Annotated in this window: 13 protein-coding genes (1 of these 13 only partly in view); 1 reads left to right on the top strand and 12 read right to left on the bottom strand. The window is 61.9% G+C overall.

Annotation, left to right across the window (positions count from 1 at the left end; all coding sequences use genetic code 11):
• Positions 1 to 18: 18 nt before the first annotated feature.
• The 6 genes from NMB38_RS00705 to NMB38_RS00680 all read right to left on the bottom strand — a co-directional run bounded on the left by NMB38_RS00705 (position 19) and on the right by NMB38_RS00680 (position 5,977).
• A complete protein-coding gene (locus NMB38_RS00705; protein WP_059183475.1) occupies positions 19 to 1,437 on the bottom strand; it encodes an efflux transporter outer membrane subunit in 1,419 nt (472 codons plus the stop codon).
• Positions 1,434 to 2,309: an efflux RND transporter periplasmic adaptor subunit gene (locus NMB38_RS00700; protein ID WP_027914175.1), complete on the bottom strand. Its 876-nt coding sequence runs from the start codon at positions 2,307 to 2,309 to the stop codon at positions 1,434 to 1,436. The genes NMB38_RS00705 and NMB38_RS00700 overlap by 4 nt, the downstream gene beginning before the upstream one ends.
• Complete coding sequence (locus NMB38_RS00695) at positions 2,306 to 2,518, bottom strand: DUF1656 domain-containing protein (RefSeq protein ID WP_023535833.1); 213 nt, start codon at positions 2,516 to 2,518, stop codon at positions 2,306 to 2,308. Before NMB38_RS00695 ends, NMB38_RS00700 begins: the two co-directional genes overlap by 4 nt.
• Complete coding sequence (locus NMB38_RS00690) at positions 2,515 to 4,602, bottom strand: FUSC family protein (protein ID WP_027914176.1); 2,088 nt, start codon at positions 4,600 to 4,602, stop codon at positions 2,515 to 2,517. Before NMB38_RS00690 ends, NMB38_RS00695 begins: the two co-directional genes overlap by 4 nt.
• Entirely contained in the window at positions 4,599 to 5,051 is a 453-nt protein-coding gene (locus NMB38_RS00685; protein WP_027914177.1) for a MarR family winged helix-turn-helix transcriptional regulator, read from the bottom strand. Before NMB38_RS00685 ends, NMB38_RS00690 begins: the two co-directional genes overlap by 4 nt.
• A gap of 134 nt (positions 5,052 to 5,185) precedes the next feature.
• Positions 5,186 to 5,977 carry a tetratricopeptide repeat protein gene (locus NMB38_RS00680; RefSeq protein WP_059183477.1) on the bottom strand — a complete coding sequence of 264 codons (792 nt, stop codon included), beginning with the start codon at positions 5,975 to 5,977 and terminating at the stop codon, positions 5,186 to 5,188.
• 207 nt (positions 5,978 to 6,184) lie between these two features.
• On the opposite strand from NMB38_RS00680, the gene NMB38_RS00675 reads away from it, so the two are divergent.
• A complete protein-coding gene (locus tag NMB38_RS00675) occupies positions 6,185 to 6,745 on the top strand; it encodes a WYL domain-containing transcriptional regulator (RefSeq protein WP_027914179.1) in 561 nt (186 codons plus the stop codon).
• A gap of 53 nt (positions 6,746 to 6,798) precedes the next feature.
• On the opposite strand, the gene NMB38_RS00670 is transcribed toward NMB38_RS00675, so the two are convergent.
• The 6 genes from NMB38_RS00670 to NMB38_RS00645 all read right to left on the bottom strand — a co-directional run.
• Positions 6,799 to 7,662: an ABC transporter permease gene (locus NMB38_RS00670; RefSeq protein WP_027914180.1), complete on the bottom strand. Its 864-nt coding sequence runs from the start codon at positions 7,660 to 7,662 to the stop codon at positions 6,799 to 6,801.
• 15 nt (positions 7,663 to 7,677) lie between these two features.
• Positions 7,678 to 8,541, bottom strand: a complete 864-nt coding sequence (locus tag NMB38_RS00665; RefSeq protein WP_088523685.1) for an ABC transporter ATP-binding protein — start codon at positions 8,539 to 8,541, stop codon at positions 7,678 to 7,680.
• Positions 8,542 to 8,544: 3 nt separating this feature from the next.
• Positions 8,545 to 9,564 carry an ABC transporter substrate-binding protein gene (locus NMB38_RS00660; RefSeq protein ID WP_345956484.1) on the bottom strand — a complete coding sequence of 340 codons (1,020 nt, stop codon included), beginning with the start codon at positions 9,562 to 9,564 and terminating at the stop codon, positions 8,545 to 8,547.
• 16 nt (positions 9,565 to 9,580) lie between these two features.
• Complete coding sequence (locus tag NMB38_RS00655) at positions 9,581 to 10,480, bottom strand: TauD/TfdA dioxygenase family protein (RefSeq protein ID WP_033737322.1); 900 nt, start codon at positions 10,478 to 10,480, stop codon at positions 9,581 to 9,583.
• A gap of 196 nt (positions 10,481 to 10,676) precedes the next feature.
• Positions 10,677 to 11,018 (bottom strand): hypothetical protein, encoded by a 342-nt coding sequence (locus NMB38_RS00650; RefSeq protein WP_023535786.1) that lies wholly within the window; start codon positions 11,016 to 11,018, stop codon positions 10,677 to 10,679.
• A gap of 185 nt (positions 11,019 to 11,203) precedes the next feature.
• On the bottom strand, positions 11,204 to 14,208 hold the 3' end of the coding sequence (locus NMB38_RS00645) for an immunoglobulin-like domain-containing protein (protein WP_494354869.1). 24,223 nt of this gene lie beyond the right edge of the window; only the last 3,005 of its 27,228 coding nucleotides appear in the window; the start codon falls outside the window, past its right edge — the gene reads right to left on this strand; the stop codon is at positions 11,204 to 11,206.

Raw genomic sequence — 14,208 nt, 5'->3', positions numbered from 1 at the left:
ACAGACCCTATTTTCCCATCAGTGCTCGACGGGTCGCTTCCAACCGCCTCCAAGCGCCAGGAACACGCCAACCTGCCCCATTGCAACCTGGCTGTTCGCAGCCGCCAACTGCGCACGCATGTCGGTATAGGTCCGCGTCGCCTGCAAGTCCGCCAGGAACGACTCCCGCCCAGCCTGATAATACCGGTGCGTCTGGTCGGCCGCCTCCCGAGCTGACTTCTCGGCCTCGGCCAGTGCATCGCGGCGGTCCAGCAAAGCGCTGTATTGGGCCAGCCGCGTCTGGGTTTCGCGTATGGCATTGAGCACTACGCCATCGAAATTCGCCAAGGCTGCCTGGGTGGACGCTTCGGCCATGCGAATGCGGGCCCGCGTGCCATTGGTGGGGATACTCCAGCTGACCTGCGGGCCGAAGCCCCAACGGTTGGTCGAAGGCTCGCCCAAATTGTCCAGGATGCCGATGGTCCCGACCTGCGCGCCGATGCTGATCTGTGGATAAAGCGCGCCGGTCGCCACACCGATATTGGCGGTAGCAGCAGCCAGTTGTCGCTCTGCCTGACGCACATCGGGGCGACGTTTGAGCAACGCGGCGCCATCGCCCACTGGCACTAGCTGAGTCAGCTGCGGCAGTTCGGCACAATCGGCAACGCCTGCTGGCAACTTCTGCACGGGGACCGCCAGCAATGCGGCCAGGGTATACAGGCCTGTCTCACGTTCGGCCTTGAATCGCGGCAGCTCGGCGCCCAACGACTTGAACTGGGTTTGCGACCGCGTCACCTGGGTTTCATCGCCACGCCCCGCATCGCGCAGGCGCTGGCTGAGCTTGACGCTTTGCGCCTGTAAATCGAGCGACTCACGGGCAATGTGGTATTCCTCGTTGGCCGAGCATACCTGGGTATAGGCCTTGACCACATCTGCCACCAGCGTGATCCGCGCCGTGTCCGCTGCGGCTTGGACTGCATCGGCACTGGCTTTGGCGGCCTCTGTGCCGCGCTTGAAGGTGCCCCACAGGTCGAACTGGTATGACGCGCTGATGATCGCCTCGCCGATGTTGGCCACAGGCACCTTTTCGGGCTGCAAGAAAGCCTCGCCAGACTCCTGCAGGCGCTGGGCGCCTAGCTTCACTCCACCGTCGAAGCCCCCTTGAGACTCAGCGATGTCGACCTGCGCGCGGGCCTTGGCGATGTTCGCTGCCGCAACGCGCAGTTCGGTATTGGCACTCAAGGCCTGGCGCACCAGCGCGTTCAACCGCGGGTCGTGATACAGCTGCCACCAATCCTCCGGCACCGGTGCCGACACTACGCTGTCGGCATCCTGGCGCAGGGGGCCGTTGAGGTCAGTGCGCTGTATTGCCGCCTCTTTGGGCAGCTCGTAGTCTGGCCCGACCGTCATGCACGCGCCAAGCGACAGGCATAGCCCTGCGAGCATCAGCCGTTTCATGGGTGCTGGCCCTCGACGATCGAGACAGTGGCGGTTCGCCCGGCAATCATGCGGAAGTCCTGCGGGACTTCGTCAAAGGCGATCCGCACCGGAATCCGCTGGGCCAGCCGCACCCAGCTGAAGGCAGGGTTGACGTTGGGCAGCAGGTTGGTGCCGCTGCTGCGGTCGCGGTCCTCGATGCCGGCTGCAAAGCTTTCCACATGCCCGCGCAGGCGGGTGTTGTCGCCCATCACACGAATATCCACCACGTCCCCGATGTGAATGCCCCCCAGCTTGGTTTCCTCGAAGTAGCCATCGACGTGATAAGAGGCACTGTCGACCACCGACAGCACCGGTCGCCCCGCGGTTACGAACTCATGGTTGCGCGGCGCGCGATCGTTGAGGTAACCGTCCACGGGGCTGCGCACCACCGAGCGATCAAGGTTCAACTGGGCACTGTCGACAGCCACCTGCGCCTCGCTGACCGCCGAGCGGGCGCGCGCTTGGCGCGACTGGCTTTCTTCGAGCTGTTCGGCCGCCACCAGGTTGCCCAACTTGCGATTACGGTTCACCTCCCGCGAGGCCTGGGCCAAGGTTTCCTGGCGCTCGCCGAGCGTGGCCTTGGCCTGACGCAGCGCCAGGCTGAAACGGTCCTGGTCGATGGTGAACAGCACATCGCCGCGCTTGACGGTCTGGTTGTCGCGCACCTCGACCTTCTGGATCAACCCGGACACGTCCGGGGCGATCTGGATCACATCGGCGCGAATGTGGCCATCGCGCGTCCAGGGTGCGAACAGGTAGTACACAACCATCTGCCAGACGAGTACGGCGGCAAATGTCACTACCAACAGGGTAAGGACCACACGGCCCAGGGTCAGCAAAGGTTTTTTCATGGCAGCATCAGGCTTCGACAGAAATGGTCCACCGCACCGAGCAGCACGGCGTAGAGGGCAACGTTGAACAATGCCCGGTGCCAGACCAGGCGATAGAAGTGCACACGCACCAGTACGGCGTGGACACCCAGAAACAGCAGGTAGGTTCCAATCATCATTACCAGCAGCGTGGGCAGGAATACCCCACTGATATCCAGTTCACCGATCACAGGGGCGCTCCATCCAGGCCAGACGGCAGTTGCAGTTGTTCCGCAGGCTCGAGCATGACCTCGACACCCGGCAGCAGTGCCAGGCGCAGACCAGCCAGTGCATGCAACAAATGCGGGCGGGCGTCGAGGCGTTCGCAGGGTTCATCGAGGCTGAGCGCCAGTCGGGCCCTTTCCATGTTGCGCAAGAGTGCAGGTGGCGCGTGCAGCCGCTCACCGGCGCGCAGGCAGGCCGCGTAATGGGCACCCACTTCAGCGATCACCAGGGTCAGTCGCTCACGGGCAACCTGACCGGCGCGCGGCATGTACGCCAGCAAGTCGAGCAGGTTCAGCCCCACACGCAAGTCCCGTAGCGCCACGCTGCTGTCCTGGCCGGTTTGCGACAGACGCGGCAAATGCTGCATCAAGCGATCGAGCATTTTTACACCCACCTTGCGATGCTCGGCCAAGGTCGCGTACTCGGTCACCTCGACGATGTCGCGCCAGGCGAAACGGGTCATGCGTTTGGCAGCCAGCTCCACACCAAAGGGGCGCATCACCAGGGTCCAGATGAACGCGAAGAGCAGGCCAACCGGGCCGGCGAGGTTGGAATTGAGGAAGGTGAAGAAATCGGCGTCGTAAGCACCCTGGATGCTGATGAAGGTCGAGGTGTTGACGATAGTTAGCAATGTCCCCAGGTAGAAGCGCGGCTGTACCGTCAACGTACCGATGCAGATGAAAGGCACGGCGAAGGCCAGTACCAGCATCGGGAAGTCATGCAGGTTGGGCAGCACGAGGAACAGGTACAGGCTCGAGAAAATGACCGACAGCAGGGTCCAGAAGAAGAAGCGGTAGATCTGTGGGGCCGGGTCGTCCATCGCGGCGAAGAAGCTGCACGACACAGCCGCCAGGATCACCGCACTGGCGCCGTCATTCCAGCCCAGGCCGATCCACAGGCCGCAGGCAACGATGATGGCCAGGACGGTGGAGGTGACCGAGTAGAGCATCAGGCCCCGGTCGAAGAATGGCCGCAAGCGCGCCAGGCGCCAGTGGCGGTAAACGGCGCGCCAGGGTGTGGCGTCATCGGTGCGCAGGGCATGCTGCAAGGTACAGCAGTCCTGCCACAGATCTACCCATTCGGTGAGCCGGTAGAGCGCGTTGGACAGCAACAGCTCGGCACGCTGGTCCAGTGCAGCCGCATCCGGCCGCAGCTCGTCGATCCTTTGGTGCAAGGCTGCCCACTGCTGGACAGAAGGGCTTTCTGCCGTGCCCTTGAGCCATTCACGGGCTGCATCGAGCACAGGCAGGATCTGTTCGAATTGCTGCGCAGCGCGCCCTTGCAAGGCCGTCAATGCGTCGTCCAGCGCATCAATGACCGGCAGTAGGTGAATCATGCGCCCACGCAGCTCACGGGCGTTTTTCAAGGTATGAGGGCCGGTCCCTTCATGGCCGAGCTGGCCGATCATCAACTCCAGTGAGTTGAAGGTCGCCACCATCGCCCCGCGCATACCTCCGACATCGACCGTGCTCTGCTGCCGGACCAGATAGCTGTCGCTATAGCGAATGGCCTCGTTGAACCAGTTACCGGTTGCCCCCACTACCACGGGCGCCAGCCGCCGCGGCCAGAAAATGGCCCCGACCACGGCTGCGCAGACGATCCCCAGGCAAATTTCCTGAGCCCGCGAGGAAGCCACGTCGAACACGGCCAACGGGTTGTCGACCACTGCCAGGGCGATCATCGGCAAGGTATACCCGGCCAGCATGAACACGTAGTTGTTGGCCGTACGCACGTTCAGAGAAAGGAACAGCAACGTCCCCGTCCACAGGGCCACGGCGATGCTCAGCAGCAGCGGCGACTGCACCAGGGGCGGCACCAACAGCACTGCCCCAGCGGCACCCAGCAAGGTACCCAGGGCGCGGTACAACGCTTTGGAGCTGGTAGGCCCCAGGAAGGGGCTGGAAACGATGTAGACGGTCGCCATGGCCCAGTACGGACGCGGCAACTGCATGAGCAGGGCGATATACAGCGCGATCATCGAGGCGGCGAAGGTGCGCACGCCGTAGAACCAATCGCGAGCCGGAGGTACCGAGCTGAAGAAGCCGTTCATGCGACCCCGCCCGTGCTGCCCAGCCCGGCTGCTTCGAATGCGCGCAGTACACGCAGGGTGGCCTGCAGGTCCTCTGGATCGAGACGACTCAGCACATCACCCCGCACCCTTACCAGCTCCGCCTCGATGGCCTCGGCCAGCGCGCGCCCTTCAACTGTGAGGCTCAGGGCCTTGGCGCGCCTGTCCAGTGGATCCTCGCTACGCAACACCAACCCGGCCTTGCACAGCTGGTCGAGCAAGCGCACCAGGGACGGGCTTTCCAGCCCAGCCGCCTGGGCGACGGCCACCTGGTGCACGCCATCGCCCAGGCGCACGATCATCAGCAGTGGCGCGGCACAGGCTTCGGAGATGCCGTAGCCGGTCAGCGCCACGTGACAGATGCGGCGCCAGTGGCGAGCGGCAACGACCAGGCCGCTGCTGACCTGTAGACGCAGAAGATCAAGGGACATGAAAACCACATATATTCATAGTTTGCTAACTATCAATATACGCCGGGTGCTCCCCCTTCCGTCAACAGGGGGCGACGAAGCGCCTGCATGAAATCTTGTTTACAGTGCAAAGCTCGCAGCTAACTGCCAACGCTTCAGGGCTGAACCTGGTCTTCCAGCTTCATGGTCAGGGCCAAGGTACTGCCCATCTGCACGGCGCGGTCGCGCCATTGCTGATACCGCTCCTGATCGCGTCGACTGAAGTGCACGGCCAGTTCTTCCGCTGCCTGCACCACACCCGCAGCGGCCGCCAGTTCGAGCCAGTACAACGCCGGCTTGAGCTCCGGTTGCACATGCAGACCGTGAATCAGCCGGTAGCCAACCTCAAAGCGACAGCGTGCCTCACCCTGCTCGGCACCTTGCAGGAACCATCGGTAGGCAAGCTGTGGATCGACTTGCCATTGAATCCGGGCATCACACACTTCTTCTTCGTACAAGTCTCCCAGCGCAGCGGCCGCATGCGACATGCCCCGCTCGAACGCCTGGCGGTAGCATTCGGCGGCCTGGGTGTAGGAACGGTCGACACCTTTGCCGAAGTAGTGCTGCTGCCCCAGGTTGAACCAGGCCACGGCATTGCCCTGCAACGCCGCCATGCGCAGCAGGTGCCCGGCCAGCACGGTATCAGCACGCCAGTACTTGCCATTGAGCCAGATCCAACCAAGGTCGTTCAGCGCCGCGACGTTCCCTTGCAGGGCTTGCAGGCGCAGATCCTGGTAGACCGCTTGCAGGTCACTGGCTTCGTCCAGACGGCTGACCAGCATCGTCCGTTGACTGGGCATGCCGACACCTGCAAACAGCCGCTGGCGTCGGGCAACGGCGGGAGGAACGATCACCTGTGCCGGAAGCAGGCGGGCGAGCAGCGAATGGATATTGCCGACAGCAGACATGTTCATCCTCATTGAACGATGCACAACCTCAACCTTCGGCTGTGATGAGGCGTGATTCTGCGCAACAGGACGTCAAAACCTGTCGCGAACGATTCGGTGGCAGGCAACCAACCGTCACTTACTTGATCTGAGCGGTCCGTGGCCAATTGCCATGCCCCTCGCGTGCCGCCATCCTAGAGCGGCAAGCCTAGACAAGGACGTTACCTTTTGCCGTTCGCCACCACTCGCGCCACCCTCAGCCGTCAGTGGGCGCTGCTGCGCCAGCTACCGGGCCGTTCTCCAGGGCTCACCAGTTCCGAACTGGCTTGTCGGCTACGAGACCTGGGCTTTACCGTCAGCAAGCGCACCGTGGAGCGCGACCTCAATGACCTGTCGCTGATCTTTCCGCTGGAGCGCAATGACAAGAGCATCCCCTACGGGTGGCACTGGGCGGCCGGCGTGGTGAACGAGCTACGCGGCACCACCGATCTGCTGGCACACCTCAAAGGAGAGGCGCTGCAAGCGCCACCGGGCGAAGGCATCGAATTGGTGGCACGCATCAGCGATCCACTGGCGCGCCAGCTCAGGGAGGCCCCACTGAGCAGCGACATGCAGTTGACCGCCCATGACCAAGGGCATCGGCTGCGGGCCACGGTGAGCGATGGGAGCTCGTTGCGCTGGTGGCTATTGAGCCGTGGGGATGAGCTGGTGGTCGAGCAGCCTGCGCAGTTGCGCGAAGAGATCGGCAAGATTCTCAGCAACGCCGCAGCCCAGTATCAAACGCCATGATCAGGGGAGCGCTCACTGGCCTTGGCCAATGGCCGGCGTCCGCGCCTGCCTGTTCAGCGCTGCATGCCCCAACGCTTGACCGTCAGGCGCTCCAGCGTGCTGAAGACAATCCCCTCAACCAGCAGCCCGATCAGGATGACCACCGCAAGGCCTGCGAACACCTTGTCGGTATAGAGTTCGTTGCGGTTCTGAAAGATGTACCAACCCAGGCCACCTTTGCCGCTGCTGGCGCCAAAGACCAGTTCCGCGGCGATCAACGTGCGCCAGGCGAACGCCCAGCCGATCTTGAGCCCGGACAGAATCGAGGGCAACGCCGCCGGCACCAGGATGTGCATCACCAGCCGTAGCCCTTTGAGGCCGTAGTTGCGCCCGGCCATGCGCAGGGTGTCGGAAACGCCCTGGAATCCTGCATAGGTATTGAGCGCCAGGGCCCAGAGTACCGAATGCACCAGGACGAAGATCAAGCTGTTTTCGCCTAGCCCGAACCACAGCAATGCCAATGGCAACAGGGCGATGGCAGGCAGGGGGTTGAACATGGAGGTCAAAGTGCCAAGCAAGTCGCGCCCAAGCTGGGTCGAGACAGCCAAGCTGGTGAGACCAAAAGCCAGGATGATGCCCAGCAGGTAGCCCTTGAGCAGGATCACCAGCGACACGCCGACCTTGGCCGGCAACTCTCCACTGACCAGGCCTTCCCAAAACGCGGCAGCGGTCTGGAGGAAGGTCGGTAGCAGCAGGTCGTTGTTCTGGTAACGGGCGACGGCTTCCCAGACCACGGCGATGACCACCAGGATGACGGCCTTGCGCAGCCAGCCGTGCTGCCAGAGGCGCTGAGTCAACGACAGGTCGCGTTCCACAGGCACACTGAGCAAGGGCTCTAGCTGCACCTCGTATTTCTGGCGCACAGAGGTTGTGGTCATGGCTCAAACTCCTGATCAGTAGGCAATGCGGATGTCATTGAAACCAATATCGTCGACCTGCGCGGGGCCAGCAGCTTCATCGAACAATAAGCGGTGTATGTGCCGGGCACTGGCCTGGAAATCGCTGCCACCCAGGCTGCCCAAGTCATATTGGTGGCTGTGCACCTCGGCGCGTACCCGGCCGGGGTGAGGTGAGAGCAGCAAGATGCGGTTGCCCACGACCAAGGCCTCCTCGATAGAGTGGGTGACGAACAGCAGGGTGAAGCGCACTTCCTCCCAGAGCAGCAGCAATTCTTCCTGCATCTTGCGCCGGGTAAGTGCATCGAGTGCGGCAAAGGGTTCGTCCATCAGCAATATCTTCGGCTGCGTGGCCAAGGCCCTGGCGATCGCCACGCGCGCCTTCATACCGCCCGACAGCGTATGCGGGTAGGCATCGGCGAAAGCTGCAAGGCCGACTTTATCCAAGTAGTGAAGCGCCCGGTCTTCGGCCTCGGCCCGCTTCAATTGGCCCGATACCAACAGCGGAAACATGACGTTGTGCTTCACCGTCTTCCAAGGTGGCAACTGGTCGAACTCCTGGAACACCACGATTCGGTCCGGCCCCGGGCCGCTGACGGGCTGCCCCTGAAGCAGGATCTGCCCTTCACAGGGTTCGATGAAGCCAGCCACGGCCTTGAGCAAGGTTGACTTGCCGCAACCCGAAGGCCCCAGTAGGACGAAGCGATCTGCCTGATCCACCTCGAAACTGACCTGATGGGTCGCGCGCACCACCCGTTGCCGGGTGCGGTACTCGAGGGTGAGGCCCTGCACGTTCAGCAACGGCGGTGCTGCGGGGTGGATCAAGGTGCTGACCGTGTGGCCTGGCAATGGCGCAGTCATGACTCAGCTCCCTTGCAACGGGCGTTCATCCTGGAAGAAATAATCCTTCCACGACGCTGGCTTGTGCTTGATCGCGCCGACCCTGTAGAGGAATTCGGCGAGCTTGTAGGTGTTCTTTGGCGTGACGGTGAATTCGTATCGAGGGTTGTCGATCAGCTTGATGAGGCTTACGCGGTCGATCTTGGCGTTGGTCACCCGGATGTAGGTATCGGCAGCTGCCGCCTTGTCGTTCTGGGCGAATGTGGCCGCTTCGGCAATGGCATCGACGAAGGCTTTGTACGTCTTGGGGTTGTCCTTGCGGAATTTTTCGGTGGCGAATAGCAGCGTGGGCGAATTCGGTCCGAGCAGGTCGTAGCTGTCGAGCACGATGTGCACGTTCTTGTTGTCCAGTGCCTGGTCCTGGAACGGCGGGTTGGAGAAATGCCCGTTGAGTTCGGTACCGCCTGCCAGCAAGGCGGCCGTAGCATCGGGATGAGGAACAGCCAGGGTGTACTTGTCGAGCCGGTTGTACTGCTCATCTCCCCATTGCTGCGCCGCAGCGTATTGCAGCAGGCGCGACTGCACCGACACCCCCACTGCCGGCACTGCGATTCGGTCCTTTTCGGACAGATCCGCAATGGTCTTCACAGCCGGATTGCTACTGACCAGGTAATACGGGAAGTTGCCCAACGAAGCCACGGCCTTGACGTTCTGTCGCCCTTGGGTGCGATCCCAGACGGTGAGCAGCGGACCTACGCCAGCGCCTGCGATATCCACGGAGCCGGATAGCAACGCGTCGTTGATGGCCGAGCCACCGGAAAGCTGTGCCCACTCGACGTCGATGTCGATGCCCTGCGCTTTGCCATGCTTTTCGATCAGGTGCTGATCACGCACCACATTGAGCAGCAGGTAGACGATCCCGAACTGTTCGGCGATGCGGATCTTGCCTTCTGCCTGGGCGGCGGCGGGGGCCGTCAGGCTGCCAATGATGAGGCTTGCGCCCAGCCCGATGCTTGCCGCCAGGCGGCTGATGGATTTGCGCATGATGGAATCCTTTTCGTCAGAACGGGGCATCGCCCTGGATGGTGGTGCGGTAGAGCTTGCGCCGCAGGTGCGCAGGGCAACCGGCAGCCAGGTGGATCAGAGAGCGGTTGTCCCAGAACACCAGGTCGTGGGGCTCCCATTGATGGCGATAGACGTTGTCATCCTGCACGCTCAAGGCATACAGCTGCTGCAGGACATCCCGGCTTTCGTCTTCCGGCAGGCCGACGATGCGGGTGGTGAAACCTTCACTGACGAACAAGGCCTGACGCCCGGTCTCAGGGTGGGTGCGCACGACGGGGTGGACCACTTCCTGCACCTGGGCCAGTTGCTCGGCTGTCAGTGCAGGGCGCCAATTACCTTCGAATCGGGTTTCGGCATAGCGGGCGGTGTAGGAATGAGCGGCATTGCGCCCGGCTACCAGCGTGCGCAGCGCAGCGGGTACTGCGTCCCAGGCCTTGTGCATGTCGGCGAACAACGTGTCCCCGCCTTCGTCAGGGAGTTCCTGGGCGTGTAGCATCGAGCCCAAGCTGGGCAGTGCCTTATAGGAAAGGTCCGAGTGCCAGAATTTGCCAGCATCGCCCAGGCCGATGTTTTGGCCGTTCTCGATGATGTTGGAAACAATCAGGATTTCAGGATGCCCCTCAAGCAGGAACTGCTTGAGCACATGAATCTGCAGTTCGCCAAAACGGCGGCTGAAGGCGATCTGGTGCTCAGGCGTGATGCGCTGATCGCGAAAAACCAGCACATGATGATCGAGGTGGGCACGGTGAATCCGCGCGAAGTCCTGAGCATTGAGCGGCCTGGAAAGGTCGAGGCCGACGATTTCGGCGCCGACGGCGCCGGCGAACGGGTGGACATCAAAATGTTGTGACGGCGCGCTATCGATGAGCGACAGGGCGTTCAAGGCGGCTGGCATGTTTCACTCCCACGCAGTGCGCGACTTCATGACGCGCGACGATCGGAAACGCACGGGGACTCCCGTGTGGGTTCGAGTCGTGCGGCGCATCGATTGGTCGACGGGTACGCAGTGGAATGAACTATAAGGTCATAAGAACTATATTTTAAATACCTTTAAAGCATAACCATAGTTCGGTCGGTGCCTGAGCTCGGCGTCAGATCAGGCCACCCTCTTCTTCTTCCTCTATCAGGTTATTGAGGCTGCTCAGCGCTTTGCGCGCTGTCGAACGGTTCAGGAGTTTGGCCTGGGCGCCCGGTGGCAGGTCAGTGATCTTGAACACGCCTTTGGCGGTCAGGACATCGATCAAGTCTTCAAGCACCCGGATCATGTCCAAGTCGCTTTGCTTGAGCTGATTGAGGCTATTTTCCACGACGTCATCGGCAAACCATTCCTGAATGTCGGCATGGTCGGCCGGAAGCATTTCGGTAAATTCGTCGAACGCAGCAGCTTCCACTCGCTGCAACTGGCCAGCGGCGTCGCGTTGCACGTAGAACATGGCGATGTCCCTCGTCACATGGATTCCTTCAGGGTAGACAGCAGCATAGGCAAAAAGCGCCGCACGCGTGGGTGCGGCGCGAAAGTATGCGCTGTGGGAGTGCGTGGCGGAAGGCCTGCCCAGGCAGTTGCGCCAGGTCAAGGCACACCGGGACAACCTGTTACGGTTGCCCCGGTCATGGACCGTCAGCTGTCTTTGTTGTGGATGATGATGGTCGGGTCGGCACCGCTGATCAACGAGTTGATCGTCTGGTTGGACCAGTTCACACCTTCCAGCTTGATGGTGACGTCAGCATTGGCCAGCCCGCCATCGGTGTTGAGCTTGCCTTCGCTGCTGACCTGCAACGTCGTGGTGCCCTCCACCGTCGACAGCTTGAGGTAGTTGTCGATGGTGCTGCCTTTCTCGCCTTGCAACAGGTCCTTGAGGTCGATGCGGTCACCTTCGGAGCGGTTGAAGTCCTTGATGACGTCATTGCCATAATCGCCGGCCTTCCAGACGAAGGTATCGGCACCGCTGCCGCCGATCAGGATGTCGTTACCCGGACCGCCGATGAGGGTGTCGTTGCCTGAGCCACCCAACAGGATGTCATTGCCTTTGCCGCCATCGAGGATGTCGTTGCCGCCCTGACCGAACAGGATGTCGTTGCCGTTGCCGCCCGAGAGGATGTCGTTGCCGCCGTTAGGCCCGGAGATATCGAACTCGGTGTAGTGCTCGGAGATGTACTGGTGCATCGCCTTGCTGTCCACCGCGCTGGCATCGACACCGGTTTTCATCGCCACATAATTCTGCAGCGCTTCGATACCGTTACCCGCTACCGACGGCATGGTGATCACGTCGCCGAACAGGATGTCGTTGCCGTCGCCACCATTGACGGTGTCACTACCAGGCTGGATGGCCTCGGTGTGACCCAGGATGGCGTTTGCCAGGTTGGAGGCATCGATGTTGCTCTGCGGATTGCCATCGGAGTCGTACGGCTTGAGGTCATTGGTGTTGACGCCGCTGCCGATGCCGATCGCCTCGATGGTAGGCGACAACCCTTTGAGCAACGCGAACGCGCTCTGGGAGTTGGTAATCGTGTCGGCATCGGCGTAGCTGCCCTGACCTGCCAGGCTAGACAGCTCATAGGTGCCGTCGCCTTGGGCGTGCAGTGTGCCTGCCAACGTCTGGGTCGAGCTCCAGAATCCGTACCGGGTAACCGTCAGGTTCCCCGCGCTGTCGATGTTCAGGACGTTGCTGCTGTCCAGGTAGACGTTCACGGTCTGGCCGAGCTTGTAGTTAATCGACGACAGATACGCATCCATCATGATGCCCTTGCTGCTGAGCAGCGTCGGGTTAACACGCTCACCGGTCTGGTAATACGTTGGCTCGCCGTCGGTGATGAAGAACGTCTGATTGTTGCCGGTAACGCCGGAATCCTTGAGGTTCTGGAACCAGTTGGCCGTCGTCTTGAAGGCGTCCTCGTAGTTGGTGCCACCTTTGGCCGTCATGGCCGTCAGGGCATTCTTCAGCGTCTGCAGGGCATTGCTGTCGGACAGGTTCACCGCCACGGTGGATTTCACCTGGGTAGCGAAGTCCACCAGCAACACGTTGACCGTGCCGGACGTTGCCCCTTTGACGCTGTTGGACAGCGTGGTGAAGACCGACTGCAGTGCTTTCTGCGCAGGGTCCACGGAGTCCTTCATGCTGCCCGAGGTGTCCACGATGAACGCCAGGTTGTAGTTCTGACCTGGGACCACATGCAGGCCGCTGATGTCGGCGACGATGATCTCGTTGGCGCCCGTTCCGGTGAACGTGTCGCTGTCGGCCGTGAGGTTGGTTGCCGAGTAGGTATCGGGGTACACCGTGACCTTGATCGTACCTTCGTTGACTGCCTTGCTGCCGCCCACGCTCTCCGTGGAGGTCGAGGTGACCTTCACGTCGAACTGGCCCTGGTAGTAGGCCGGTGGCTTGACGGTCAGGCTGCCCAACTTCCAACCGGTCACATCGACGCCGCTGGCGCCGACGGTAGCGGTATGGCCAGCGCCGTCACTGACCACCGACCCTGCCGGCATGCCGGACAGCTTGACGTTCAGCGTCTCGGAACCATCGGTATCGGTCAGGGCGGTCGAAATACCGACCAGTTTCACCGTACCGTTCTCTGGGCCTTCGTTGAGCTTGTAGCCATCGTAGTAGGTTTGACCATTGACCGTGTGCGCGTCGGACACGCTCAGGCCAGCGTTGGCCATCTCGGTCACGTTCTGGTACATGCGAATGTTCGCGCTGCTCAGATCCGTCACGCCGCCAGAGCCCACCTGAATGTTCAGGTCATAACTGCCCGGGCCGGACTGGTTGGCGTGGTAAACCTCGATCGGGTAGTAGCCGGTCGCCGTAGGCGTGAACGACCCCGTCACCTGGCCGCCGCCACCCCACGTGGCCGTGACCACGGTCTTGCCACCGATATTGACCAGGAAGCTGTCGTCGGCAGTACCACTGAAGGTGTAGGTCTTGCCTGCTTCCAGGTAGATCAGGCCGGAGGTCTTCGAACCGCTGCCCCCATTCACGCTGCCGTCGGACTGGACGTTGGTGGTAGTGCCGCTGGAGGTGGCGCTGCCGGAGTTGGCAAAGACCGTCTTGAGTGCATCACCGGTGATGCCATTGCCGTTGGTGCCCAGGTCCTTCAGGGTGGTCCACACTTCCTTGGTCAGGCCTTTGGACACCACATCGGCACTGCCGATGGCCAGGGTCGGCATGTCGGCCACCGGGCTGATATCGACCTTCATGGTCGTCTCGGTGCCCAGGTTGGTCCCGTCGTTGGGCTTGTACTTGAACTGCGCGTAGTCGGCCTGTTGGTTGCCCACGCCGGTGCCACCGTAGCCGTCAGCGCCAGACTGGTTTAGCAGCGGCACGAACTTCAGCTTGCTGGCGGCGATATCGGCCTGGCTGATCACCTGGCCGACGGTAACGTTGGTCCAGCTGCTGCCGTTGAAGTACTTGAGGCTGCCTGCAGCCGGCAGCGAGGTGATGGTCACGGCCAGACCGGTGTTGCCATCCGGGTCGGTGACCTTGAAGTCCCCCCAGGCGAATACGTAGTCGGTGTCTTCCACGCCATACACGGCACCGCCTGGGGAAACCGGCAGGTTGTCGTTGTCGAGGATGGCGGTGGTGACGCTGCCTTTGCTGCCGTTTACCTGCAAGTTCTCGAAGTTGCCAC

It is taken from the genome of Pseudomonas sp. FBCC-B35, assembly GCF_059133755.1.
This window is presented reverse-complemented; position numbering and strand designations above follow the sequence as displayed.

Coding starts and splice junctions, on each gene's coding strand:
- NMB38_RS00705 (WP_059183475.1), bottom strand. CDS start 1,437: ATGAAACGGCTGATGCTCGCAGGGCTATGCCTGTCGCTTGGCGCGTGC.
- NMB38_RS00700 (WP_027914175.1), bottom strand. CDS start 2,309: ATGAAAAAACCTTTGCTGACCCTGGGCCGTGTGGTCCTTACCCTGTTG.
- NMB38_RS00690 (WP_027914176.1), bottom strand. CDS start 4,602: ATGAACGGCTTCTTCAGCTCGGTACCTCCGGCTCGCGATTGGTTCTAC.
- NMB38_RS00685 (WP_027914177.1), bottom strand. CDS start 5,051: ATGTCCCTTGATCTTCTGCGTCTACAGGTCAGCAGCGGCCTGGTCGTT.
- NMB38_RS00680 (WP_059183477.1), bottom strand. CDS start 5,977: ATGTCTGCTGTCGGCAATATCCATTCGCTGCTCGCCCGCCTGCTTCCG.
- NMB38_RS00670 (WP_027914180.1), bottom strand. CDS start 7,662: ATGACCACAACCTCTGTGCGCCAGAAATACGAGGTGCAGCTAGAGCCC.
- NMB38_RS00665 (WP_088523685.1), bottom strand. CDS start 8,541: ATGACTGCGCCATTGCCAGGCCACACGGTCAGCACCTTGATCCACCCC.
- NMB38_RS00660 (WP_345956484.1), bottom strand. CDS start 9,564: ATGCGCAAATCCATCAGCCGCCTGGCGGCAAGCATCGGGCTGGGCGCA.
- NMB38_RS00655 (WP_033737322.1), bottom strand. CDS start 10,480: ATGCCAGCCGCCTTGAACGCCCTGTCGCTCATCGATAGCGCGCCGTCA.
- NMB38_RS00650 (WP_023535786.1), bottom strand. CDS start 11,018: ATGTTCTACGTGCAACGCGACGCCGCTGGCCAGTTGCAGCGAGTGGAA.